This window comes from Acinetobacter sp. YH12068_T (assembly GCF_024606005.1).
Taxonomy (GTDB): Bacteria; Pseudomonadota; Gammaproteobacteria; order Pseudomonadales; family Moraxellaceae; genus Acinetobacter; species Acinetobacter amyesii.
This window is the reverse complement of the sequence record NZ_CP094555.1, coordinates 1,030,898-1,055,211: the sequence shown is the minus strand read 5'-3', so window position 1 is coordinate 1,055,211 and position 24,314 is coordinate 1,030,898. Positions and strand designations below refer to the sequence as shown.

Here is a 24,314-nt window from a genome sequence, read left to right as displayed (position 1 = left end):
AATAAAATTTAAAAACCAACAAAAAACCACCCGTAGGTGGTTAAAAATCGAAAGCGATTATATGTGTAAAAACAAGCATTCACAATAATTAATATATCTTTTGGTGAATTTTAACCATAAAAAAGCCACCCGAAGGCGGCTCTTTTCTATGATTCATCTATCTAAGATTAACCAATAAATTTACGTGCATTACGGAACATACGTAACCAAGCACCATCTTGATCCCAATCTTCTGGTTTCCAAGAATGCTGAATCGCACGGAAGTTACGTTCAGGGTGCGGCATCATAATCGTTGCACGACCGTCTTTAGACGTTACACCTGAAATCGCTTCTGGCGAACCATTCGGGTTCATTGGGTAATGCTGCGTTGGGTTGCCTTGACTATCTACATAACGCAAGATCACTTGATCGCCAGCATTCAATGCTGCAATGTTTTCCGCGCTAGCCACTACACGACCTTCACCATGTGCTACAGCGATAGGAAGAATCGAACCTTCCATACCTTTTAACAATACAGAGTTAGATTTTTCAACGCGTACGTTGACAGCACGTGCTTCAAACATCTCTGAAGTATTGCGGTGGAAACGAGGCCAAGCTTCTGCACCCGGAATTAATGGTGCAAGCTGAGACAGCATTTGACAGCCGTTACAAATACCTAGAGAGAAAGTTTCATCACGGTTGAAGAATTTCTCAAATTGGTCACGAAGTTTCGGGTTAAACAATACAGATTTAGCCCAACCGCCGCCTGCACCCAATACGTCACCGTAAGAGAAACCGCCACATGCGACTAAACCTTCAAAGTCATCAAGACTGATACGGCCAGCAAGCAAGTCGCTCATGTGTACGTCTACAGTGTTGAAGCCGACTTTATCGAATGCAGCAGCCATTTCTACATGACCGTTTACGCCCTGTTCACGCAGAATCACCATGTTTGGACGGCGCTCATTGATGTACGGTGCTTCGATTGGCTCGTTCAAATCAAATGTTGGTTTTGCAATTAAACCTGCATGTGTTTTGTCAGCAATCAGCGCATATTCTTGATCCGCAGTTTCTACGTTGTCACGTAAACGTTGGATTTGATGTGACACTTCTGTCCATGCTTGCTGTAATTCAGCACGGTCTAAGCTCAAACCATTTACAGTTAAAGTATCTGTATTGTTTACAGTACCTACAACTGCAATTGCATCTTTAAGGCTAGACGCTGCAACTTCAGCTTCTAAGGCAGCCCAATCCACTTTGCTGATTTGAAGCACTGCACCAATTTCTTCTGCAAACAAGCTTGCAGTAGATTGATCTTCAAGTGCTGCACCTAGGCGTGAAGCGAACATCATTTCTGCAACAGTAGCAACCAAACCACCATCACCGATGTCATGGTAAGCCTTGATGAGACCACGGTTGTTCCAGTCTTGAACCAATGCAAAGAATGCTTTGAAATCATCGAAGCTGTCCACATCAGGAGTTACAGAACCGATGGCTTTATAAACCTGAGCAAGGATCGAACCGCCAAGACGGAATTGACCTTTAGACAAATCAATACGTACCAGTACAGACTCGATATTTTTAAGTTCAGGTGTAAGTGTTTTGCGAACATCAGTCACAGGTGCAAATGCAGTGATCACGCCTGACATTGGAGAAGTTACAGATTTATCGATGCCTTCGTCATTCCACGTTGTACGCATAGACAATGAGTCTTTACCTACTGGAATTGCAATACCTAGTGCAGGACACATTTCCATACCGATGGCTTTAACACCTTCGAATAATGCTTGGTCTTCACCTTGTTGACCTGCAGCAGCCATCCAGTTTGCAGACAATTTAATGTCGCTGATCTGGTCGATTTTTGCAGACATGATGTTTGAAATGGATTCTGCTACTGATAAACGTGCAGACGCAGCAGGATTTAACAATGCAACTGGTGGACGTTCACCCATTGCCATTGCTTCACCTGTATAACCTACAAGGCTAGTTGTTGTTACCGCAGCATCCGCTACAGGCACTTGCCACTTACCGACGAACTGATCACGTGCAACCATACCTGTAATCGAACGGTCACCAATGGTGATTAAGAACGATTTAGATGCAACAGTTGGATTCTTAAGAACGCGGTAAATCGCATCTTTCAAATCTGTTACTGTTTCAGCAGTGAAGTCATCGCCTTTACGTTCAATCGTTTCGTATGAACGGCTCATGCGCGGTGTGCCGCCAAGCATCACTTGCATTGGCATATCCACAGCTTTGTTGCCGAATAATGGATCTTCAACAGTCAAATGACGCGCTTCAGTCGCTTCACCCAATACCGCAAACGGACAACGCTCACGTGCACACAGTAATTCAAATAATTCTAATGAGCTTGGGCGGATGGCCAATACATAACGTTCTTGCGCTTCATTCGACCAAATCTCCATTGGAGACATGCCTTTTTCAAGCGATGGAATTTTACGCAGATCAAGTACCGCACCTAACTCGTGATCGTTCACAAGTTCAGGCATTGCGTTTGAGATACCGCCCGCGCCTACGTCATGTACAGACACGATTGGGTTATGATCTTCCATGCGCCAGCACGCATCAATCACTTCTTGGCAACGGCGTTCCATTTCTGGGTTTTCACGCTGTACAGATGCAAAGTCTAGGTTTTCACCCAACTTACCGCTGTCTACAGAAGACGCTGCACCGCCACCTAAGCCGATGAGCATTGCAGGACCACCCAGTACGATGAGTAAATCGCCTGGTTGAATCGCATCTTTTTCTACATGGTCAGGACGGATGTTACCGTAACCACCGGCAATCATAATTGGCTTATGGAAGCCTTTTACATCACCATTTACATTTTGTTCAAATGTACGGAAGTAACCGTTTAACGCAGGACGACCAAATTCGTTGTTAAAGGCTGCACCGCCCAATGGGCCTTCAATCATAATTTGAAGTGGAGATGCCATACGAGATGGTTTGCCGTAGTTTTCTTCCCAAGGCTGTTCAAAGCCTGGAATATTCAAGTTAGATACGGTAAAACCTGTTAAACCAGCTTTTGGCTTACCACCACGACCTGTTGCGCCTTCGTCACGGATTTCACCGCCCGAACCTGTTGCTGCACCAGCAAATGGTGCAATCGCTGTCGGATGGTTATGTGTTTCCACTTTCATCAAGATGTGAGCGGCTTGACTCTTGTATTTATAAACGTGGTGACCTGTTTCAGCGTCTTGTTTTGGATAGAAGCGTTGTGTGTCAAAACCAACAATTACAGAAGCGTTGTCTTTATATGCCGACAATACATCTGTAGGTGATTCTTTATAGGTGTTTTTAATCATTTGGAACAATGACAATGGTTGAACTTCACCATCAATTGTCCATTCAGAACCGAAGATTTTGTGACGGCAATGCTCTGAGTTCGCTTGAGCAAACATCATCAATTCGATGTCATGCGGGTTGCGACCCATTTTTGTGAATGCATCGGTTAAATAATCGATTTCTTCATCAGAAAGCGCAAAACCAAATTCAGAGTTAGCTTTCACCAACGCTTCTTTACCTTGACCCAAAATATCAATTGAGTTTAAAGGCTTTGGCTCAGTTTCAGAGAAAAGTGCCGCAGCATCTTCAATAGCATTGAAAACGCTTTCTGTCATGCGATCATGTAATGCTAGTTTTACTTCATCAGAAACAGCATTTACACCCTTCAAAGTAAACAAAACACCGCGTTCAAGGCGATGAACCGGTGTATTACAGTTGGCAAAAATGTCTGTTGCCTTAGACGACCACGGAGAGATGGTTCCAACACGTGGCGTCACTAAAATTTGGACTTCGTCACTTGCTGCTTGGTGCAATTCAAAAGATTGACCATCGTTGAGAAGCTGTAAAGCGGATTGCTGTTGTTGCTCGTTGAGCGCTTGGTCAAAAAGGTAAACCCATTGACTTTCAATTGATTGAACAGAACTAATTGACGTTAAACGTGATAATAGTTGAGTTTTCTTAAATGAAGAATGTGCAGGTGCACCGGCAACGATAAACATGCTGATTTTGGCTCCACGGGATGATCGAAAAGACCATGCCACAATGTGACTTGAGAGAGCGCATATTCTACTGTGTATTAGTTAAATCAGCTAGATGTGAAAGTGAAATTGTAGTGCTTATATCGGGAAGTTTAGGCAATAATGCTTTTATTTTTAAATAATAAAATTGAATTTAGTCGCACAGATTAACACAAAATTATCTGATTTTTTCATTTCACCCTAAGAATAATATTCAAACTATAAAAATGTTTTATTTTTCAACAACAACTCACTTTTTAATCAAGCGTTCAAACCATATTTGAAAATTAATTTCAGGTCTAAATGTGTGAGATTTAAACCTGAAATTCATAAAGACTAAAATCAATTCACATTTGAAATTGAAACATTTTATTTATTCAAATCTGACAATAGATGTTGAATAACATTAAGGGCTAAGTTCAGTGAGTTTACATCTACACCATCAATCGTATCGCAAGCCTTGTGGTAGCACGGTGCAAATTCGAGTTCATCACCTTTCATTTGCTCATTAAATAAAATTAGTGAAGTAACGGGAACTTTCCCTAAAAATGGCAAAGTATCGCTTGCTGTTAAAGTCGTTACATCATCTTTAATCTGAATATTATTGGTTTTAAAATATTGACGCATGCTTTGTTCTAATGCAGCATCCTGCGGGTGCTTAGGTAATTGGCTCATGCTGTCTAAGATTGGCTGATAATCACTTTGTATAAGTCCATTGGCTTTAAACTGTGCCGCCATTTCTGCAATTGATGAATGGTCACCATCGGCAATCATGATATTCGGATTCTTTGTTCCCACCATATCAACATTGATATAGGCTTGAATGCCTTGAATCTGTTTCTCACTGAGTGATTTCACAAAAGCTTGTGAACCTGCAATACCAACCTCTTCCGAATCCCAAAAGGCAAGATATAGTGTGTGTTTAGGTTTTACCTTTTGCTTTGCATAGTCTTGTAATAATGCTAACAATACTGCAACGCCTGAAGCATTATCATTAATCCCAGGCCCCATTTTCACCGAATCATAGTGCGCGCCGACTATCACAGCGGTATCTTTGGATTGCCCTTCAATCTCAATCACAATATTTTGCCCACCGGTCTTTTCTCGATTTTCAAATGGCAACATTTGCGCGTGCAAGCCTGCTTTCTTGGCTTGTTTAAGAATATATTGTGCAGAAGCCAATCCACCTGCTGTACCTACTGCACGATTGCCACCATTTTGTTCCGCAATTTCTTCAAATGTTTGTAAATGATGCATCATGCTATTTTCTGATGCAGCAACATTTTGGTTTGGCTGCACTTTCGTTATATTTTTTTCTGTGTTGAAACTTGTACAACCTGACAAAAAAAATGTCACGCCCAAACTTAGAGCAGTCAACGTAGGAAGAAATTGTTTTCTATACATTTAAATTATTCTCATTAAAAATTAAAAAATGGGATAAAAGGTAAAATTTGCCCATCTATACTAACAACCCATTTTTAAATTTCTGTTTTGTTTTGCATTTCATTAAGGTAAAGCACTCATACATCTTTTAAGACAAGTTGTGTCGTCCCACACTAGTGCTTTTCTGCTAAGTTTGGCATTATTCAATTCAAGTAATAATTGAATAATGATAAATGACTCAAATGCGTTGGCTTGAACTTCTTTCTACAGTTCGTATTGGTAGCAATAAACACAGTTCTGAACAGGCACGTAGCCCCTTCCACAAAGACTACGACCGCATTATTTTTTCGCAAAGCTTTCGACAATTAAACCGCAAGACCCAAGTCCATCCCCTCACCCAACACGATGGTATTCATACTCGCCTGACTCACTCTTTAGAAGTGTCTTGTATTGGACGTTCATTGGGGATGCTGGCGGCTGAAAAAATTAAAGATGAACTCCCGATGTGGATTTCACCTGCCGATGTCGGTGCAATTATTCAAGCTGCGTGCTTGGCACACGATATTGGTAATCCACCTTTTGGCCATGCAGGCGAATATGCCATTCGAGAATGGTTTGATGACGCATCGCATACCAACTTTTTACAGGACTTAAGCCCTGAAGAAGAAGCCGATGTGCGTCAGTTTGAAGGTAATGCACAAGGCTTACGTTTACTGACTAAAATTGACTATCACCCGAATGATGGTGGTATGCGTTTAACCTATGCAACTTTAGGTGCATATTTAAAATACCCGTGGCTTTCAAAAACCATTGCATCGCAAGGCAATAAACCTGCAAGCCAACGAGCAAAGTTTGGTTGTTATCAAGCAGAAAAAGAAATCTTGCAGCAAATTGCAGAACAATTGGGTTTAATTCAACTGGGCGAATATCACTACTGTCGTCATCCGTTGACCTATTTGCTTGAAGCCGCAGATGATATTTGTTATGCCCTGATTGATTTGGAAGATGGCATTATTCTCAATATGTTGAGTTATAATGAAGTTGAGCCAATTTTCCTTGACCTGATTGGTGATTATGGTATTCCTGCCGAACTTGCAATGACGGATACCACATGGCAGCAGAAAATTGCCGCTTTACGTGGCCGTGTGATGAAGCGTTTGGTTGAAGAAGTAACTACAGCTTTTGCACGTCATCATAATGAAATTTTGTCTGGCCAACTTAAAGGCAGTTTATTGCAATATTGCAGTGAAGATATTGAAATCGGGATTAACCGTGCCAAAGAACTGGCTCGTGATAAAATCTTTGAACATCCGCATAAGGCAGGTTTGGAAATTATTGCACACCAAAGTTTGCAAAATATTTTGGATGCCTTTATTCCACTGACCACGCCCAATAAAACTTTGAGCTTTAAAGAGCAACGATTGATGTCTATCTTACATCGTTCAGGAGCACATTTTGGTATGTCGCATTATGACAATATTATGCAAGTACTCGATATCATCTCTAAGTTTTCAGACCATCAAGCCTATAATTTAGCGCAAGAGTTACAAGGGAATAAAGTTGGTTTCTTTTAAACCATTAAAAATATCGAAGGCTAGCAATTCACTATCCTTCACGCTAATCTCACAACAAACTTGAACATGTGGGGAATGCCCACAGTGAACTTAAATATAGTCTGAACTTAAATAAAGTGAATAAATGACATGATCGGATGTTTAATTGGTGAAGTGCTGGCATTGGAAGCACCAACAGTATTACTCAATGTAAATGGTGTGGGCTACGAGATTGACACCCCACTTTCTACATTTTGCCAACTACAAAAAGGTCAAAAAATTACCCTATGGACACATCTGGCTGTTCGTGAAGATGCACAACTGCTGTATGGATTTAGCAATGCTCAAGAAAAACTGATTTTTCGCACACTATTAAAAGTCAACGGCGTAGGCCCTAAAATGGCACTGGGCATTTTATCAACATTAAGTGTTGAAATGCTGATTCACACGGTTGAACATGAAGATGTAAACACTTTAGTCAAAGTTCCGGGTGTAGGCAAAAAGACCGCTGAACGCCTCATGATTGAGTTACGTGATCGCTTTAAAGCCATGGCTTCAGGGACTGCACCAACCAATTCAACTGTTGAACAAATTCAATTTACAGGCAACTCTGCTGTGGCTGAAGCTGAAGCGGCATTGCAATCATTAGGTTACAAACCAATTGAAGCACAAAAATTAGTGAATGCTGCCAAAGGTGACTTTACTGAAGCCAGCGACATTATCCGTGCAGCACTTAAGTCGATGAATAAATAATTTTTAGTTTCTAATGAGCACTGCATCCTTTGCCTTTTAGGGTTATAGACAGTATGTGAATCACGCAGGCGACTAGGATGTCGCCGTTAAACTGTGCTACAAGGACGTAGCATCAGTTTAACAAATGGGTTTTGTCACTTTTGCCCAGTCAAAAGTGAGAATCGCCTATACAATGGCATTTAAAGTTCAATCGTTTTTTGAGGCTGTGATTCTTCCACAACGATATAGAGATTAGTTAAATAATTATGCAAGACCGTCTTATCAGTGGTTCAGAAAAACCCGAAGACCACTTCGACCGTGCCATCCGTCCAACATCCCTCGATGACTACATCGGGCAGCCTGTCGTCCGTGAACAAATGGAAATCTTTATTGGTGCTGCACGTGGCCGTGAAGAAGCGCTGGATCACACCTTAATTTTTGGCCCTCCGGGTTTAGGTAAAACCACACTAGCCAATATTATTGCCCGTGAAATGGGTGGCAACTTAAAATCGACATCAGGCCCAGTCCTTGAGCGTGCAGGCGATTTGGCTGCAATGCTGACCAACCTTGAAGAAGGTGATGTTTTATTTATTGATGAGATCCATCGTCTTTCACCTGTCATCGAGGAAATTCTCTATCCAGCGATGGAGGATTACCAACTGGATATCATGATTGGTGAAGGCCCTGCTGCCCGTTCGATCAAACTGGATTTACCACCTTTTACCCTTGTGGCAGCGACGACTCGTGCAGGCCTACTGACCTCTCCTTTACGTGACCGTTTCGGTATCGTACAACGTTTAGAGTTTTATTCTGTCAAAGACTTAACGCATATTGTGACTCGTTCAGCCAACTTAATGGATGTACCGATTACTGAAGATGGCGCACTGGAAGTTGCACGTCGTGCACGTGGTACGCCACGTATTGCCAACCGTTTATTACGCCGTGTTCGAGATTATGCCCAAGTCAAAGGTACAGGCGAAGTGACCCAAGAAATGGCGCAACGTGCTTTAGATATGTTGAATGTGGATAAAGATGGTTTAGACACTTTAGACCGTCGTTATCTTTCAATGTTATTAGAACGTTTTGACGGCGGCCCTGCAGGTGTTGAAGCTTTGGCTGCAGCTATGGCAGAAGACTCAGGGACGCTAGAAGATGTGATCGAGCCTTACCTCATTCAGCAAGGTTATGTCATGCGTACTGCACGTGGACGTATTGCCACCAATATGGCTTATTTACAGTTTGGGATGACACCACCAGAGCCGAAAGATAAATAGACGATTATTCACTGAACGACTTCAGGGAGTTAAATTCTCCCTGAATGTTTATTTAAATTTTTAAATAAATTCAATCCACTACAAACAGCAAACTAAAATGATAAATCTTGAGAATAGAATAATTAACAAAATTAATAGCGAATACATTCAAAACCTTCCATTAGACAGTGCCATTGAAAACATTCCCAGAGAACAACCCATCAGTTCATTTAGCCCTAAACAAATGAGTGATTTTGAAAGCTTATTCCACACCGAATACAATTATTTTATCACTGTCGAATGTGAAAACATTCTTAGCAAAGAAACCATAGAAGTAAGTGAAGATAATATCTTAACTATTAAACAATCGCCTTCTGCATATCGTATAAAAAACCTGAGCTTCAACTATACTTCTGCCCTCATTTTTATTGGGACGTACTATCACGACGACGTACAAGTTTTGGTCAAGGAAAACTTTAAGCCAGCAAAAATTAATACATTTTATTTCAGCCTCTCACTCTTTGCTTTAGTCATACTCGTTTATGTGTTTTTCTGGATAGATCTAGCTAATAAACTTTTACTTATGTTAGTTATTGGCCTTGGCTTTTGCTGCTTAACGTATATGTATGAATCTTTAAAGGCATTACTCCCAAAGCAACAAAAAAAGAAAATGGAAGAAACTCACTTTCATATTGCGGGATATTTAGCAGCTCATCTACAGGATTTTGTCGATGCAAAATTTAAATTAGATGAACAAACAAATTAAAAGTAGTCTCTTTTTTAACCAATAATGACAACTACGAAAGTTAAAGAATTACGTGAGTTGAAACCTTGTGCCATTGGACTGATGACTCACGGTGCTAAACTGCCCGTCATTGAAGCACTTGACGAATCATTGAATTATCGCCATTTTTAAATGCTCTAATTCTATGCTGAAGTGCAGAACAATATTTTTTCAGATTTTATAAAGACGGAACACTCTCATGGCGAATAAATTCGAATTCAACATTCGTGTATATATTGAAGATACAGATGCAGGTGGCATTGTTTACCACGCAAATCATATTCGCTTTATGGAACGTACCCGCACAGAATGGCTACGCGCTTCAGGTGTAGACCATTATTGGCATCAAAAAGATTACAACTTTGTTGTTCATAAAATTAATGTGAAATATTCACGCCCTATATTAATGGATGACCTGATTACTGTTACAGCAAGTGTAGTTTCGTGTAAGGCTACGTCATTTGTGTTGCAACAAAATATTTATCGTGGTGATATTATGCTGGCATCAGGTGAGGTAGAATTGGCATGTATCAGTGCAGAGATGAAACCCCGTCGCCTTCCTGATGAAATACGTGAACTGATTCTGAAAGAATTGGAACAAGATTAAAAAAATTATTTGGCACATGTAGTAACTATGGCAACTCAACTAGAATCAACACTCAAAGTTTCAGACCTCATCTTACAAGCAAGTCCTGTCGTACAACTGGTAATGCTCCTGCTGCTCTTAGCTTCGTTATTCAGTTGGTATCTGATTGCCAAGTTACACATGAGTTATAAAAAAGCGCAGGCCGATGATGAACATTTCCAAAAAATCTTTTGGTCTGGCGCCGAACTCAACACTTTATACAACAATGCTCAACTCAACTCGAAACGTGTTGGCCTTGAAGATGTCTTCTATCAAGGTTTAGGCGAGTTTTTCAAACTTAAAAAACGTAATGCCAGCGCAGAACAATCAATTGAAGGTACAGAACGTATTCTTCGCGTAGGTTTAAGCCGTGACCAAGGACATTTAGAAAATGGTTTAGGCGCGCTTGCGAGTATTGGATCGGTTGCACCCTATGTTGGTTTATTCGGTACCGTTTGGGGCATTATGAACGCTTTTATTGGTTTGGCAGATGTTGACCAAGTTACCCTTGCTACGGTTGCTCCGGGTATTGCAGAAGCATTGATTGCAACGGCCATTGGTCTTTTTGCGGCAATTCCTGCTGTACTTGCATTTAACCATTTCACAGCCAAAGGTGAAGCAGTTTATAACGATCGTGCGCTTTTTGCCGAAGAAATGGTTGCGTTATTACAACGCCAGTCTGTAGGTTCAACTCAGGACAATGACTAATGGCTATTCAACGTTCTGGACGCTTTGAGCGCATCAAAAAACCATTAAAAAGTGACATGAACGTCGTACCTTATATTGATGTCATGTTAGTTCTTTTGGTGATTTTCATGGTCACGGCACCTATGATCACCACAGGTGTCAAAGTCGATTTACCACAGGCAAATGGCACGCCTATGCAAGCGGAAGATCGCCCTGCGATTGTTACACTTGAGGCGGATGGAACGATCAAACTCGAAGATAAAAATCATCAGAATGATGTACTCACACTTGATGAACTAAAATCTGTTTTAACTGCTTCACAAAATGAAGCGAACAAACAGAAAAAGCAAATGAGTGTCCTGATTAACGGCAGTGAATCTCGTCCTTATGGTGAAGTCATGAAACTCATGTCTGCCCTTCAAGATGCAGGTTTAACACAAGTAGGTTTACTGACTGAGCCATTAAAATAATTTATGAAAGATTTCAACAAGCCGCCTTTTAAACAAAAAGCCGTTGCGATTGGTTTCACACTAGGTGTTCATATCGTCGCTGTGGTTGGCTTACTTTATCTTGGCATGAGTAAACCACCTGAGCCCCCTAAAAAAATAACCACTGTTTTGGTAAAACCGGAAGATTTGAAACCTGTAACTCGTGAAGTCACAGAGTTTGATGAAACCGCGCATGAAAATGTAGCTGAACAAATCACGCAAACAGCAGAACCTAGCGTTGAACCAGCACCCGAGATTCCAACGGCTGCACCACCTAAACCAGCAGAACCACCTAAGGCAGATCCACAGGTTGCTGCTCAACAGGCACTCGCTGCGGCAAAAGCACAGCAGCTTGCTGAACAAAAAGCTGCGGACAATGCAAAGCGTGCTCAAGAACAAGCTAAAGCGGCTGAAGCTGCAAAACTAAAAGCACAACAAGAAGCCAAAGCGGATGCGACTAAGGCAAAAGCAGATGCTACGGCGAAAGCCAATGCTGAAGCAGCAAAACGTAAAGCAGATGCTGATGCCAAAACCAAGGCTGAAAAAATCCGTGCCGATGCTTTAAGAAAAGCAGAAGCTCACAAAGCCAAAGCTGCAGCAACGGCAAAAGCCAAGGCAAATGCGGATGCTACAAAACGTAAAGCAGATGCAGACGCGAAAGCTAAAGCCAATGCGGAAGCTGCAAAACGTAAAGCAGATGCTGATGCGAAAGCCAAGGCCAATGCAGAAGCTGCAAAACGTAAAGCAGATGCTGATGCAAAAGCTAAGGCCAATGCAGAAGCTGCAAAACGTAAAGCAGACGCCGATGCAAAAGCTAAAGCCAATGCGGAAGCTGCAAAACGTAAAGCAGATGCTGATGCGAAAGCCAAGGCCAATGCAGAAGCTGCAAAACGTAAAGCAGATGCCGATGCAAAAGCCAAGGCAGATGCAAAGGCTAAAGCCGATGCCGAAGCACGCGAACGTGCAGCCGAAGAAGCCAAAGCTTCATCAGCTAAAAAAGCAGCTGAAGAAGCCGCACAGAAAAAGGCTGAAGCGAAGAAGATTGCATCTACTGCAAAGAAAGATTTTGAAAATAAAATCCGTCGTGCATGGGACACACCTTCTGACTCTGCGGGTAAATCGGCAACTGCTCGGGTGACATTATCAGAAAGTGGTTCAGTCCGATCAGTTATTGTGAACTCTAGTGACCCTGATATGAAAGCCAGTATTGAAGCCGCGGTTCGTGCTGCAGCACCGTACCCAATGCCAAGCGACCCTGATGCTAGACGTGAAGCACAAAGCTTTACCTCTACATTTAGATCTTCAAATTAAGTTTGATAAATCCCTGCATTGATTGCGGGGATTTTTTTATATTTCTTCTGAATATGGCAAACTTTGGAAAATTTATTGATTAGATGGGTTCATTCACTGATTTTTTGAATGAAACAAATTCTATTTGGTCGACACTTTTCATAAAATGACATATATATAAGTTTTACTAGCTCAGCCTAATTAAGAGCTACTTATTTCTTCTAAACATTTGATTCAAAAATTAAATTTCAACTATATAGAATTATCATTTCAAATTCAAAATGTGATGTTGTCTGCACCAATTTTAAGATAAACTTCAGTGAACTCGAATAAAATCTCTGCATTTTTCACAGTGTTATAACAGTTCAGTCATATTTTCATGCTTTTAATAATCCAAAATCATGCCATTATGTGACACAACCTAATACAGACAATAACTCACATTTTTAGAGTAGTTAGCGAATGATGGAAATGACGCGTAAACATCTTCTTTGCTTAGCAATTATGACCGCTTTGAGTCCAGTTTTAATCACTCAAACACATGCACAGCTTCATCTTGAAATCACCAAGGCGCCTGAAGAGGCACCTAAAATTGCGATCGTGCCTTTTAGTAATGACTCAAATATTTATCCTGTGGTTGAAAATGACTTGAACCGCTCAGGTAAATTTACCAGTGCCTCTAAAAACTTACCTGCAACTGCAACAATAAATTCACCTAATGCAGAAGCATGGAAAGCTTCGGGCGTACCCTATGTTGTGACAGGTACATCAAAAACAACTGCAGATGGCTCTTATGAAATTCATTACCAACTGTATGATGTTGAAAAAAAACAATACCTGTTAAATGAACTACTCACTGTACCTGCTTCACGTTACCGTCAAGCAGCGCATATGATCAGTGATGCGATCTATCAAGCTTTAACTGGCATTCCTGGTGACTTCAGCGGACGTATTGCCTATGTATTGCGTAATGCAGCAACTCCAGATCAACGCTATACCCTACAAATTGCCGACACAGATGGGGAGCAGCCACGCACCATTTTGACTTCACGTGATCCAATCCTTTCCCCTGCTTGGACACCTGATGCTAAAAAGCTAGCTTATGTTTCTTTTGAAACCAAACGCCCTGCAATTTACATTCAAGACTTAGCAACTGGTAGCCGTGAAAAAGTTGCAAGTTTCCGTGGTTTAAATGGTGCTCCAAGCTTCTCACCTGATGGTAAATCGATGTTGTTTACCGCTTCAATGCATGGCAATCCTGAAATCTATCAAATGGATTTACAGACTCGCCAATTAAAACGCATGACCAATGACACAGCGATTGATACAGAAGCTCGTTATGCCCCTGACGGTAAATCATTTATTTTCACCTCTGACCGTGGTGGCTCTCCACAAATTTATACCTACAACTTAAGTGCTGAAAGTGTAAAACGTTTAACTTTCCGTGGTGCATTTAATGCCCGTGGCACTTTAAGTGCTGATGGTAAAAAATTAGCTTTGGTGCATCGTCCTAGCGGTAGTAACTATAAAGTTGCGGTTCAAGACATTGGTTCTGGTGTAACCAATATTTTAACACCAACAAGTTTAGATGAATCCCCAAGCTTCTCTCCAAATGGTCAAATGGTGGTGTATGCAACACGTGAAGCAAACCGTGGTTTGCTCTCGATCATGTCTTTAGATGGTCGTTTCCGCATGAACTTACCAAGTGAACAAGGTGAAGTTCGTGAACCAGCTTGGGCACCGAAATAAACACTGCATGATTTATTCAACAATAACTTTTTAATGAAACATCATAAATAACCGTCATGGAGATCAATATGAACGCGATGAAACTGATTGCATTACCTGTTTTAGCTACAGCATTAGTAATGACTGGTTGTGCCAGCCGTAAACCTACAGCAGACGTACAAGCAGGACAAAACCCAAATAGCTCAACCACTGTAAACACTTCTGGTTTAAGTGAAGATGCAGCACTCAATGCACAAAACCTAGCGGGTGCATCATCTAAAGGTGTAACTGAAGCGAATAAAGCATTTTTAGCGAAGCGCGTAGTACACTTTGACTACGACAGTACAGAGCTAAGCAATGAAGACTTACAAACCCTTCAAGCTCATGCACAGTTCCTTGTTGCTAATGCAAACTCACGCGTTGCTTTAACAGGTCACACCGATGAACGTGGTACTCGTGAATACAACATGGCACTTGGTGAACGTCGTGCCAAAGCTGTTGAAAGCTTCCTGATTACAACGGGTGTAAGTCCAAATCAGCTTGAAGCAGTTAGTTATGGTAAAGAAATGCCAATCAATGCGGGTCATGATGAAAATGCATGGAAAGAAAACCGCCGCGTAGAAATTAACTACGAAGCTGTTCCTCCGCTACTTAAATAAGACTTGAAAAAGTCTGAGCTAAAAAAAGCACTCATTAATGAGTGCTTTTTTATTTAACCCGTATCATTTAATTTATATCGTTTCATTTGCACCGTTCTATTCAACGTTCTTTGCTTTAACTCAATTTAGCCCTTTAACTCAGGATAAATTCGATTAGCGGCTTTAGAACTTAAGAAAATATCCAATTAAAAATGCAAATGAACGACTTTTAAAACGAGATCCTTAGCTTTACCAACTAGAAAATTAGCTTAACAATCCAAATCATTACGCTTCTGCTTCTGGATGTTCAGCATTTTCTTTTTCTGTTTGCATCGACTCAATGAGGTCATGTTTATTGAACTTTTTATACTCTGCTTTTGATTCGTAACTGCTCCACGCAGCTTTTACGGTATCCGCAGAAATATCGTCTAAATTCAATCCCTCAGTTGCAGTCGGAGTCGCATCAAATTTTTGTGTGGTCATTGTTGTGCTCCCTGTCTTTCGATTTATACATTAGATTCAACATAGCATGTTATTCAGGACTTGCAAGGGTAAAATCACGACAAATAGTCTAGTTTAATTTTTCTTTTCCTTCGTTCTCATCTAAAATGTTGCACAATCACATTTTTATCATTTTTGATAAATTAATATTTGGAGTTTTCCGGTTATGTCAAATCTCACCCTTTCCCAATTTCTACAACAACAAAGTGGTAATCTTACTCCTGCATTAGCACAAGTTATTGAAACAATTGGTAATACATGCAAAGACATCGACCTTCTTTTACAAAAAGGTGCTTTGGCTGGTGTATTGGGTAGCGCGCAACACGAAAACGTTCAAGGTGAAGAACAAAAGAAACTTGATGTCATTTCAAATGATTACCTCATCGATGCATTAAAAGTTCATCCACATGTCGGCGGTCTGGCATCTGAAGAATTAGATGAATTCACGCCAGCTCAAGAAAATGGTGATTATCTTGTCTTGTTCGACCCATTAGATGGTTCAAGCAACATCGATATCAACATGTGTGTTGGCACAATTTTCTCAATTCTTCCTGCAAAAAATGCCGTAACGCAAGCTGAAGATTTCATGCAAGCGGGAGTTAACCAAGCGGCTGCAGGTTATGTACTGTATGGCCCATCAACAATGATGGCTCTAACTGTCGGTGCTGGCGTAGTCTTCTTTACTTTTGATCCAGAAAGCAAAGAATTCTTATTAACTAAAGATGCGATTGCGGTTGCAGCAGACACTAAAGAATATGCAATTAATGCATCGAACCAACGTCACTGGGAAGAACCTGTAAAACGTTATATCGACGAACTTCTTGCAGGTAAAACTGGCCCGCGTGAAAAAGACTTCAATATGCGTTGGGTCGCATGTATGGTGGGTGATATTCATCGTATTCTTTGCCGTAGCGGTATCTTCATGTATCCATACGACTTCAAAGATCCGAAAAAAGCAGGTCGTCTACGTTTAATGTACGAAGCAAACCCAATGAGTATGTTGATGGAACAAGCTGGCGGTGCGTCTACAACAGGCCGTGTCCGCATTCTAGACATCCAACCTACAGAACTTCATCAACGTGTACCTGTGATTATTGGTTCTAAAAACGAAGTTGACCTAGTTACGTCATACCATAATTAATTTCTTATAACGAAAGTCAGTATTTTTGCTGACTTTCGTGGATATCTCCCTCATGGCTCTGATTTATCTCGAATCAAAAGACAACCCAAAAATTAAGCACCTTCGTGGCTTAATCGAACAAAATGCCTACCGTAAAAAACAAGGTCAAACTGTTTTGGAAGGCACACACTTGGTGTTGTCATGGTTAGACTCAAAACGTCCAATCAAATCGATTTTCACCACTGAACAAGCAATTAACCATGCTGATTTCGACCGCATTGCGGAACAATATCAAGGTGCGGTGTTCATTCTAAGTGAATCTTTATATAAAGATATCAGTACACTTGGAACATCTATTGCTTGCTTAGCGATTGTGGATTTACCAAGTTCAAGTGAAGCGCTTAACTTCAGTGAAGACACCTTAATTTTAGACAACATTCAAGACCCCGGTAATGTAGGCACCCTACTCCGTTCTGCTGCCGCAGCGGGTATTGAGCAAGTTGTTTGTACCAAAGGCTCTGCATCGCTCTGGTCACCGCGTGTATTACGCGCAGGTATGGGCGCACATTTTTCATTAAATACCTTTGAAAATATTGCCCTTGAAGATATTTTGACGAAATTCAAAATTCCAGTGTATGCAACAAGCTCACATCAGTCTGAAAACCTATATAGCAAAAATTTACGCAAACAATGTGTGTGGATTTTAGGCAATGAAGGTCAAGGTGTTTCTGAATATGCATTACAACATGCAGAAGCCGTTGCGATTCCTCAACCGGGTGGTCAAGAATCATTAAACGTAGCCATTGCTGGCTCGATCTGTTTTTTTGAAATGGTACGTCAGCGTCAGTAAAATCGTTATTTTATTGTATTTAGCGCTTAAGCCTGAAAAAAATAGACTACACTAGAAAAAATAATAATTCTTTTTGTCAACCTAACCGTTATTTCCATCGTTATTTGTATATGAATATGGAAATAATGGTGGGTATCCGATGACAGGATTTTCCATCTCTATGGATTTAGCACCCAAAAAGTCCGAGACGCAAGACAGCAGTGTTTTAAAAAGCACGGCTGAGTCTCGCCTGAAAAACTTCATGAATGAAGTGACGGGGCGTGCTTTAGTAATGATGGAAAGTGCAACGCACGGTCAACATGGCATTGCCATGGACTTGGTGCAAGAAGCCTTTATTTCCTTACATAAAGCTTATGCTGAAAAGTCCACAGAGGAATGGTATCCCCTGTTTTACACCATTTTAAATAACAAGCTGCAAGACTGGCGTCGAAAAGAAGCACGTCGTTCACAGCCGTTTTCCCTATTTAGAAAAGTCAGCCTAGATGACGACGATGTCGAGATACAGGATGTGGTAGATGAAACTACACCAAACCCTTTCGACTTTCTGGATCAGGCTGTCACTGCAGAGGAAATACAAGATGCTATCGCAGAACTTCCAGTCCGCCAGCAACAAGCATTTATGTTGCGAGCTTGGGAAGGCTTTGATACGCATACAACTGCAGAAATTATGAATTGTTCCGAAGGCAGTGTGAAAACACATTACCACCGTGCCATTCAAGGTTTACGTACCGCTTTGGCACATTTGAATCCACATATGGGAGGATCATCCGAATGAAACAAGATGATTTCTTAAAGCAAGTAACTTCCAAACTTGATGGACTCGCACAGCACCATAAAGACAAAGCAACTGTCATGAATAACGTGCTTGAAGATATTCATCAGCGCGAAACTTCTCGTTATGGTTTCTGGAAAATGTCTGGCTTTGCACTTGCAGCAGCAATTGCAGGTTTTGTCATTTTACCGAATGCGACTGTACTGGATGACAAACCACAAAATCAGGTGATTTCAACCCCTAAGCTCTCCCCTCAAATGGTGGAAGATCTTGAAATGTTGATGGTTCTGGGTGAGGACAAAGTTCCACATGGCAGCTAAAAAATTAGCAATTGCATTCTGTGCTTTTAGTTTTTTGCAAACCAGTTTTGCTGGCTTTGATCGCTTTTGGATATTTTCAAAAGATGCAGATACTCAAGTCAATGAAACTTGGGATTCGCTATCTGAAGCAGAACAACAGGCTTTAATTAAAAAGTATCAGGCTCTCAAAGAGATTCCTGCAGATCAACGTGTCAGCTTGCAACAGCGCATGGATTGGTTCACCCAACTTCCAGATAGTGAAAAGCAGCGTATGCGCGAAACATGGCAAAAAATGAGTACTTTAGAACGTAAAGAACTCGCGACACGTATGCAAAAAGCTAGTCCTGATGAAAGACCTGCTATTCGCGATGAATATATCAACAAATATTTACAGCCTATCGCTGTCGCTCACTAATCTAAAACAGCAGCATGTTGCGAAAAATCAAATCCATTAGTTAAGCCATAAAAAAGCCTCTTATCGAGGCTTTTTTATTGTATTACTTGCTCAACCGACGCTGACGATACACACCTAAACCAATCAATGCCAACAGTCCAAATACTCCCATTGAGCCACCGCCGCTAGAAGAGGAGTTGGTGTTTTTCGCGGTATTCTTAAGAGTCAGAATTGCATTGCTTGATGCAATGCCATCACTATCGACAACGCTATATTCAACAGGATAGTCAAACTGACTAAAGCCATTTTTTACTGAGAAGGTAATCTTGCCACCGTAGCAAGTTTCCTTTAAATAACTTGCTGGGCAACTGCCACTATACTCAGCTTCAAAGTTTAAACCTGCTGGGATTTTCGTAAAGCGAATGGGAATAATTTGGCCTTCTTCATTTTTATGCCATACCAATTTACCTGCTGGCATAGATGCAACTGGACCTTCACCATGATCATTAGCATTTTCTAATAAATTATTGACGGTAACAGACAAATTATTTGACGGACTAATCGTATATTGCGCAGCTTTGGCCACTGGGGTCATATTTTTAAATGCCACACGTACTACACCAGAAGATTCCGCCTGACTCCCTGTCTTTTGTTTTAGCGTATATTTACAAAAACCGTATTCGGTAGGTGCTGTTGTTGCTCCACTAGTGCGATATATAACGATTTGTTTTATTCCCGCATCCCAATCACAGTGCAGGTCATGTGGTGGATTACCCACAATACTTGCTTCGCCTGTACTAGACACCGTAATTTCACTACCAATGCCGATTGGTGAAGTCGTCACGGTATAGTTGTCAGCATTTAAGGCAATTTGTCGTGTTTCAGCACTTCCGTTCACAGACTCTTCTTGAGGTAATGATGCTGGGAATGGATCAAAATAAACCGCACGATATTTGAGGTTATTTTTTAATGCACTGAATACCGCTTCGTATTTTGTTAAATCATCCTGATTGGCAACTTTGTATTCTGCATAATCTGGATCGTCGATATCCTTTTTCAAAGCATCAATTGTATTTTGATACTTATCTTGCAGAGCTGTTAAAGACTCATTGGTAATATCTGCCATATCTGCTGCGGTTAAATTCATTAACTCAACCGAACCAATATCACATGTGTTTCTTTGCGTAGGTGATAACTGTAAAGTACCATCTGTGATCCGCAAAATGCCCCGTTGATCTGCATCACTACAGCCGTCTAAGCCAAGATTGATTAAGTCAAAACCACTGCCGATCGCTTTCGGATAATACAAAGGTAAATACAAATTATAAGCAGATTTTGTTTGTAGTGCGCTTAACAAAGTCCCCATAGCATAGCTACTTACATCATGGTTTTGCAGAAAGCTTTCCGTACTATTCAGCACACTTTCTGGTAAATCACACTGTGCGGCTGCCAGTTCAAATGCATTATTACTTGCCACAAATTTTTGACCATTATCAGGTACTGCATTATTCAGATAACGACAAGATTTTCCACCAGTATTGTAGGCCAATACATTGAAATACCAAGCCTTTGTACCATTGTTATCATAATAATAGGTACTAGCCGCATTATTTTCGACTATTGTATTACTGGTTAAAACGAAGCTAGAAAAAGCACTTAAACGTTCCGTTCCCTGAGAAATGGCACGGATAATACTACCCGTATTTGGATTTGCTTGGTTTTTTGCAATCGTATTTGCTGTCAGTTCAACTTTGGCATTTCCACAGAAGTCCATCACACTATTACTCGTGGATGAACCATTTTGAATAATACTGCTTTGCTGGAACACAATTTCAGGCTGGGTATCCCCCAAGTTCCCGATACAGTCCATAGCGACAACACTACCTTTAGGTGCGATGTTACCCTGAACTAAACTGCTCACCAATAATGTTTTTTTCGACATATTATGTGCAACGGAGTAGATCGCACCGCCAGCAACTTTAGCTTGAGAGTTTTCTATTGCACCATTATTTAAGGTAAATGCTCCCCCTAAATACAAGGCACCACCACGGTCTTCTGCCATCCCGCCAGTAAGGCGTACATTATTGACGATAAAGTTGGCTTCTGAGCGTGAAGTATTAAAAATACGCGATTTGCCTTGGGCATTAATCGTCGTTCTAATATCTTCATAGGCAGGAAATTTCTGCGTCAGTAAATTTTTTGAATCATAGTTAAAGCGACTTTTCCCCTCAATCACGATCTGATTGAGCGGAACTAACTCACCTTTGGTCAGAAGATATTCACCTGCTTCAAGTTGAATATAATCGGTCTGCCCATTATTTGGATTGCCGACATTACATCCACCAAAAGATTTGTTTTTACGTGCAGTTTCAATCGCTTCACGTAAAGAACATTGATTGAGATTTTCACCATTTTCATCCTCAAAGGTCGTAACTTTGATGATGTTACTTGTCGCTGCCATAGATGACATAGCCGCAAGGACCATGACCGCCAGCAATCCTTTTTTATAATTTTTCATGTGCTGTCCTTAATTCTATCCAGACTATTTTTTAAAGCGACGAAATCCAACTAAGCCAAGTAGTGCAAAAATACCTGCCCAGCCTAGAGCACCACCTGATGTTTTAACTGTTTTACTTTCCATTTCATTGTTTGGTTCTTGGAAAATACGCACTTCTGCAGCTAAATAATTTTTTGCCGAAGTATTAAAACGGGTTGAAGACGTCACCACACGCAATTCAAAAATATCTGCGCCATGCCAATTTCCATTTGGCGTGTATTCAAAATCACCATTCAAATTCAGTGTAAATTTACCTTTAGATTCGGTGCTTTGTACAATTATTGGGCAACCATCTTGCCATGGCTCACCCGTTGGATTTGCCATACCCATCACTTTTGTACATTCTTCTTTTGGAATTAAATCACTGTCACCTAATGCATCTAAAATATTAAACTTGGCCACTTCACCTGTACGAATGTCTTTACCTAATCGAGGCATGCTCACAGGAACCACAATTTCGATTGCACCACGATCACACCAAACATCATCCAAATTACGATTTTTTCCTCGCTGATCAGAAGACTCGCAATACACATGATGCTCATTGCCATCGGCTGTGGTCTTCCCCTTATTTAATATCGGGCTTGAGAAAATCGTTTCGTAATCTAATAAAATACGAGGACGTAAATAACCAATAAATGCGTTATTTGCTGTGGTAAATGGACAGAAAAGTGCATTACGATCTTCTGTTAAGGTTTTACAGCTACCTTCATCTTCACCCGCAATTAAACTCGTCCCAGACCATACATCATTTAAATTTGCAGCAGGCCCAACAGGACAACTCGCAGCCACTAAGTTGTTATAAAAAACAGATTGGTCTGTTCCTGAGTTCACGACTTTACAATCTTGAGCGGTACCACTGAGCGCATTACCAATCACCACACTATTGGCTAAATAAGCATGCTCAGAGGTACTATTTAGTTCGATACCGCCACTGTTCTTCAGTACTGTAATATTATTGAGTGCTAAACCATCACGTAAGTTGACAGCAAAACCTTTGTTTTTGAAAAAGGTACTATTGGCAATGATATTTTGAGGGTTACTGAACACCAACTTGCTGATGTCTGCGAGCCCATTTTGATTGTAAACAATCGCTCGACCAGAAGTGCTTTCATTATTTTTGAACAAAGATGTATAGATTTCATAAGCCGGTGCTTCTGAGTAAATTGCACCACCATCTACCGCTTTGTTGTTTTGAAAAATCGTGGTTCGTATATATAGACGGCTTGCTACAGCTGCGCCATCTTCTGAAAATCCAACATTGTAGATTGCACCACCTAGTCGTGCATAGCCATCTTCAAACTTTACATTTTCAAGTGTGAGTTTTTCATTATTAAAAATGATGCCGCCTTTATCAGCACATTGATCTTGCTTACATCCTTTAAATGAAATTTCTTTAAAATTGATCGCAAGTAGTTCTTTTTCGCCATCATTAATATTAAAAATTTGATCCTTACCCGTCATTTCAATGACGGCATTATTAAGACCGAGTACGACATCTTCATTGACGTTACTGTCATACGCCGTTTTCAGATTCAGTTCTGCTTTAATATCAATTTTTTTAGTGAGTTTATAAACTTCATTTTTTTTCAGAGAAATTGAGGCATAGGCGTCTTTACCTCCGCAACCATTATATCCGGCTTCTGGCATACCATTATTGATATATTCTATGGCTTCACGAAGTGAACATTCCTTGTCATCCTTTACAACATCTTCAGTAGTTGTAACGGTAATTTCTGCGCTAAATGCATGACCTGCCATGAGAAGCATGCCAATACCTATGCTCTGTTTGAGCATATCCATCTCCTTAAATATTTTTTATCTTTTTATTCTTAAGTTGCACAATCCTTGCAACATTAAAATATTTTTATGTACTTTGTCACAGCTTGAGTAATTACTCAAGAATTTTTATTGCTTACCGATATTCATCAATTAGGGCAAAAATTTGTCTTAAATTGGCATGACTCAATTTGACTTTTTCACCTTTTAACATCTGAATCAGTTGTTCTAAAGATCTAAGTAAAATGGATGCCTGATGCGGCCCATGTGCCAACAAATAATCTACAATTTGTTGATCCATATGGATGCCACGTCGCGCCAAAACAGAGTTTACGAGTGCTTGTCGGTCTGCGTATAAACTACCATTTGGTACTTTTACACTGACAGCCTGAGTTAATCGAGACTGTAAATCTGGCAGTTCAAGTTTGAGTTCAATGGGCGCCAGCCGAGATGAAAAGACCAATTGACCACCTTCTTCGTTATTATAATTAATCAGGTGAAAAACAGCTTTTTGCCAATGTGGAACTCCGCTAATCGCTTCAATATCGTCTAAAGCCACCAAGTCATAGCGATCGAGCGAAGTAATCGCTTCAGTGGGAGCATCGAGCAATTCAAGCAATGAAACTTGAATTGCTGATTTACCAATTTCTAAATAGGAGTCACATATTGCAGACAGTAAATGGCTTTTTCCTGTGCCAGCTCCACCATAGATATAGAAACGATTCATTAAACCAGCATGTAACTGACGAACACCATCGATTACATGCCCCCAACTCGGCCCAGAAAAATCACTAATTCGAGCATCGAGTTGTGGTTCTATATCTAGCTGCAATTGACGCATATCTATATTTTGGCCTTA

General features: G+C 40.6%; 22 protein-coding genes. 16 read left to right on the top strand and 6 right to left on the bottom strand.

What is annotated here, in order from left to right; all coding sequences use genetic code 11:
* Nucleotides 1–167 precede the first annotated feature (167 nt).
* Nucleotides 168–4,004 carry a phosphoribosylformylglycinamidine synthase gene (gene purL, locus MST18_RS05160; protein WP_180132899.1) on the bottom strand — a complete coding sequence of 1,279 codons (3,837 nt, stop codon included), beginning with the start codon at nucleotides 4,002–4,004 and terminating at the stop codon, nucleotides 168–170.
* Nucleotides 4,005–4,391: 387 nt separating this feature from the next.
* Nucleotides 4,392–5,426, bottom strand: coding sequence for a M20/M25/M40 family metallo-hydrolase (locus MST18_RS05155; protein WP_373685046.1), 1,035 nt, complete (start codon nucleotides 5,424–5,426; stop codon nucleotides 4,392–4,394).
* A 212-nt stretch (nucleotides 5,427–5,638) separates the two neighbouring features.
* Here MST18_RS05155 and MST18_RS05150 point away from each other — a divergent pair, with 212 nt between their 5' ends.
* The 11 genes from MST18_RS05150 (at nucleotide 5,639) to pal (ending at nucleotide 15,204) form a co-directional block, all read left to right on the top strand.
* Complete coding sequence (locus MST18_RS05150; protein ID WP_180093667.1) at nucleotides 5,639–6,979, top strand: deoxyguanosinetriphosphate triphosphohydrolase; 1,341 nt, start codon at nucleotides 5,639–5,641, stop codon at nucleotides 6,977–6,979.
* Nucleotides 6,980–7,108: 129 nt separating this feature from the next.
* Nucleotides 7,109–7,711 carry a Holliday junction branch migration protein RuvA gene (ruvA, locus tag MST18_RS05145; protein ID WP_168378057.1) on the top strand — a complete coding sequence of 201 codons (603 nt, stop codon included), beginning with the start codon at nucleotides 7,109–7,111 and terminating at the stop codon, nucleotides 7,709–7,711.
* A 245-nt stretch (nucleotides 7,712–7,956) separates the two neighbouring features.
* Nucleotides 7,957–8,964, top strand: a complete 1,008-nt coding sequence (gene ruvB / locus MST18_RS05140) for a Holliday junction branch migration DNA helicase RuvB (protein WP_180093671.1) — start codon at nucleotides 7,957–7,959, stop codon at nucleotides 8,962–8,964.
* A 97-nt stretch (nucleotides 8,965–9,061) separates the two neighbouring features.
* A complete protein-coding gene (locus tag MST18_RS05135) occupies nucleotides 9,062–9,709 on the top strand; it encodes a hypothetical protein (RefSeq protein WP_180132900.1) in 648 nt (215 codons plus the stop codon).
* Nucleotides 9,710–9,733: 24 nt separating this feature from the next.
* Nucleotides 9,734–9,859 (top strand): hypothetical protein, encoded by a 126-nt coding sequence (locus tag MST18_RS05130; protein WP_257222542.1) that lies wholly within the window; start codon nucleotides 9,734–9,736, stop codon nucleotides 9,857–9,859.
* Between the two features lie 67 nt (nucleotides 9,860–9,926).
* Nucleotides 9,927–10,334 (top strand): tol-pal system-associated acyl-CoA thioesterase, encoded by a 408-nt coding sequence (gene ybgC / locus MST18_RS05125; protein ID WP_078190367.1) that lies wholly within the window; start codon nucleotides 9,927–9,929, stop codon nucleotides 10,332–10,334.
* 27 nt (nucleotides 10,335–10,361) lie between these two features.
* A complete protein-coding gene (gene tolQ / locus MST18_RS05120) occupies nucleotides 10,362–11,060 on the top strand; it encodes a protein TolQ (protein WP_078192037.1) in 699 nt (232 codons plus the stop codon).
* Nucleotides 11,060–11,509, top strand: coding sequence for a protein TolR (gene tolR / locus MST18_RS05115; protein WP_180132901.1), 450 nt, complete (start codon nucleotides 11,060–11,062; stop codon nucleotides 11,507–11,509). Before tolQ ends, tolR begins: the two co-directional genes overlap by 1 nt.
* Nucleotides 11,510–11,512: 3 nt before the next feature.
* Nucleotides 11,513–12,838: a cell envelope integrity protein TolA gene (gene tolA / locus MST18_RS05110; RefSeq protein ID WP_180132902.1), complete on the top strand. Its 1,326-nt coding sequence runs from the start codon at nucleotides 11,513–11,515 to the stop codon at nucleotides 12,836–12,838.
* Nucleotides 12,839–13,282: 444 nt separating this feature from the next.
* Entirely contained in the window at nucleotides 13,283–14,566 is a 1,284-nt protein-coding gene (gene tolB / locus MST18_RS05105; protein WP_180132943.1) for a Tol-Pal system beta propeller repeat protein TolB, read from the top strand.
* A 68-nt stretch (nucleotides 14,567–14,634) separates the two neighbouring features.
* On the top strand, nucleotides 14,635–15,204 hold the full coding sequence (pal, locus tag MST18_RS05100) for a peptidoglycan-associated lipoprotein Pal (protein ID WP_180132903.1): 570 nt from the start codon (nucleotides 14,635–14,637) through the stop codon (nucleotides 15,202–15,204).
* 264 nt (nucleotides 15,205–15,468) lie between these two features.
* On the opposite strand, the gene MST18_RS05095 is transcribed toward pal, so the two are convergent.
* Nucleotides 15,469–15,666 carry an NF038105 family protein gene (locus tag MST18_RS05095; protein WP_180132904.1) on the bottom strand — a complete coding sequence of 66 codons (198 nt, stop codon included), beginning with the start codon at nucleotides 15,664–15,666 and terminating at the stop codon, nucleotides 15,469–15,471.
* A 184-nt stretch (nucleotides 15,667–15,850) separates the two neighbouring features.
* On the opposite strand from MST18_RS05095, the gene MST18_RS05090 reads away from it, so the two are divergent.
* The 5 genes from MST18_RS05090 to MST18_RS05070 all read left to right on the top strand — a co-directional run bounded on the left by MST18_RS05090 (nucleotide 15,851) and on the right by MST18_RS05070 (nucleotide 19,140).
* The gene (locus tag MST18_RS05090) at nucleotides 15,851–16,825 is read left to right on the top strand and encodes a class 1 fructose-bisphosphatase (protein WP_078192041.1); all 975 of its coding nucleotides are present in this window, start codon (nucleotides 15,851–15,853) and stop codon (nucleotides 16,823–16,825) included.
* Nucleotides 16,826–16,877: 52 nt separating this feature from the next.
* Nucleotides 16,878–17,654 carry an RNA methyltransferase gene (locus MST18_RS05085; protein WP_078192042.1) on the top strand — a complete coding sequence of 259 codons (777 nt, stop codon included), beginning with the start codon at nucleotides 16,878–16,880 and terminating at the stop codon, nucleotides 17,652–17,654.
* 160 nt (nucleotides 17,655–17,814) lie between these two features.
* Nucleotides 17,815–18,429, top strand: coding sequence for an RNA polymerase sigma factor (locus MST18_RS05080; RefSeq protein ID WP_180034434.1), 615 nt, complete (start codon nucleotides 17,815–17,817; stop codon nucleotides 18,427–18,429).
* A complete protein-coding gene (locus MST18_RS05075) occupies nucleotides 18,426–18,746 on the top strand; it encodes a hypothetical protein (protein WP_078190377.1) in 321 nt (106 codons plus the stop codon). The genes MST18_RS05080 and MST18_RS05075 overlap by 4 nt, the downstream gene beginning before the upstream one ends.
* Nucleotides 18,736–19,140 carry a DUF3106 domain-containing protein gene (locus MST18_RS05070; protein WP_078192044.1) on the top strand — a complete coding sequence of 135 codons (405 nt, stop codon included), beginning with the start codon at nucleotides 18,736–18,738 and terminating at the stop codon, nucleotides 19,138–19,140. The genes MST18_RS05075 and MST18_RS05070 overlap by 11 nt, the downstream gene beginning before the upstream one ends.
* An 82-nt stretch (nucleotides 19,141–19,222) precedes the next feature.
* Here the strand turns inward: MST18_RS05070 and MST18_RS05065 are convergent, their stop codons facing one another.
* The 3 genes from MST18_RS05065 to hda form a co-directional block, all read right to left on the bottom strand.
* Nucleotides 19,223–21,637, bottom strand: coding sequence for a CSLREA domain-containing protein (locus MST18_RS05065; RefSeq protein WP_180132905.1), 2,415 nt, complete (start codon nucleotides 21,635–21,637; stop codon nucleotides 19,223–19,225).
* 24 nt (nucleotides 21,638–21,661) lie between these two features.
* Nucleotides 21,662–23,473: a rhombotarget A gene (gene rbtA / locus MST18_RS05060; protein ID WP_180132906.1), complete on the bottom strand. Its 1,812-nt coding sequence runs from the start codon at nucleotides 23,471–23,473 to the stop codon at nucleotides 21,662–21,664.
* A 118-nt stretch (nucleotides 23,474–23,591) separates the two neighbouring features.
* On the bottom strand, nucleotides 23,592–24,296 hold the full coding sequence (gene hda / locus MST18_RS05055) for a DnaA regulatory inactivator Hda (RefSeq protein WP_078190380.1): 705 nt from the start codon (nucleotides 24,294–24,296) through the stop codon (nucleotides 23,592–23,594).
* Nucleotides 24,297–24,314: the final 18 nt, after the last annotated feature.

Excerpts from the sequence above, each read along its gene's own strand:
- MST18_RS05130 (WP_257222542.1), top strand. The coding sequence starts at position 9,734 with ATGACAACTACGAAAGTTAAAGAATTACGTGAGTTGAAACCTTGTGCC.
- MST18_RS05150 (WP_180093667.1), top strand. The coding sequence starts at position 5,639 with ATGACTCAAATGCGTTGGCTTGAACTTCTTTCTACAGTTCGTATTGGT.
- tolR (WP_180132901.1), top strand. The coding sequence starts at position 11,060 with ATGGCTATTCAACGTTCTGGACGCTTTGAGCGCATCAAAAAACCATTA.
- tolB (WP_180132943.1), top strand. The coding sequence starts at position 13,283 with ATGGAAATGACGCGTAAACATCTTCTTTGCTTAGCAATTATGACCGCT.
- tolA (WP_180132902.1), top strand. The coding sequence starts at position 11,513 with ATGAAAGATTTCAACAAGCCGCCTTTTAAACAAAAAGCCGTTGCGATT.
- purL (WP_180132899.1), bottom strand. The coding sequence starts at position 4,004 with ATGTTTATCGTTGCCGGTGCACCTGCACATTCTTCATTTAAGAAAACT.
- MST18_RS05080 (WP_180034434.1), top strand. The coding sequence starts at position 17,815 with ATGGATTTAGCACCCAAAAAGTCCGAGACGCAAGACAGCAGTGTTTTA.
- ruvB (WP_180093671.1), top strand. The coding sequence starts at position 7,957 with ATGCAAGACCGTCTTATCAGTGGTTCAGAAAAACCCGAAGACCACTTC.
- MST18_RS05155 (WP_373685046.1), bottom strand. The coding sequence starts at position 5,426 with ATGTATAGAAAACAATTTCTTCCTACGTTGACTGCTCTAAGTTTGGGC.
- pal (WP_180132903.1), top strand. The coding sequence starts at position 14,635 with ATGAACGCGATGAAACTGATTGCATTACCTGTTTTAGCTACAGCATTA.
- MST18_RS05065 (WP_180132905.1), bottom strand. The coding sequence starts at position 21,637 with ATGAAAAATTATAAAAAAGGATTGCTGGCGGTCATGGTCCTTGCGGCT.
- tolQ (WP_078192037.1), top strand. The coding sequence starts at position 10,362 with ATGGCAACTCAACTAGAATCAACACTCAAAGTTTCAGACCTCATCTTA.
- rbtA (WP_180132906.1), bottom strand. The coding sequence starts at position 23,473 with ATGCTCAAACAGAGCATAGGTATTGGCATGCTTCTCATGGCAGGTCAT.
- MST18_RS05090 (WP_078192041.1), top strand. The coding sequence starts at position 15,851 with ATGTCAAATCTCACCCTTTCCCAATTTCTACAACAACAAAGTGGTAAT.
- MST18_RS05135 (WP_180132900.1), top strand. The coding sequence starts at position 9,062 with ATGATAAATCTTGAGAATAGAATAATTAACAAAATTAATAGCGAATAC.
- MST18_RS05085 (WP_078192042.1), top strand. The coding sequence starts at position 16,878 with ATGGCTCTGATTTATCTCGAATCAAAAGACAACCCAAAAATTAAGCAC.
- MST18_RS05095 (WP_180132904.1), bottom strand. The coding sequence starts at position 15,666 with ATGACCACACAAAAATTTGATGCGACTCCGACTGCAACTGAGGGATTG.
- ruvA (WP_168378057.1), top strand. The coding sequence starts at position 7,109 with ATGATCGGATGTTTAATTGGTGAAGTGCTGGCATTGGAAGCACCAACA.
- MST18_RS05070 (WP_078192044.1), top strand. The coding sequence starts at position 18,736 with ATGGCAGCTAAAAAATTAGCAATTGCATTCTGTGCTTTTAGTTTTTTG.
- ybgC (WP_078190367.1), top strand. The coding sequence starts at position 9,927 with ATGGCGAATAAATTCGAATTCAACATTCGTGTATATATTGAAGATACA.
- hda (WP_078190380.1), bottom strand. The coding sequence starts at position 24,296 with ATGCGTCAATTGCAGCTAGATATAGAACCACAACTCGATGCTCGAATT.
- MST18_RS05075 (WP_078190377.1), top strand. The coding sequence starts at position 18,426 with ATGAAACAAGATGATTTCTTAAAGCAAGTAACTTCCAAACTTGATGGA.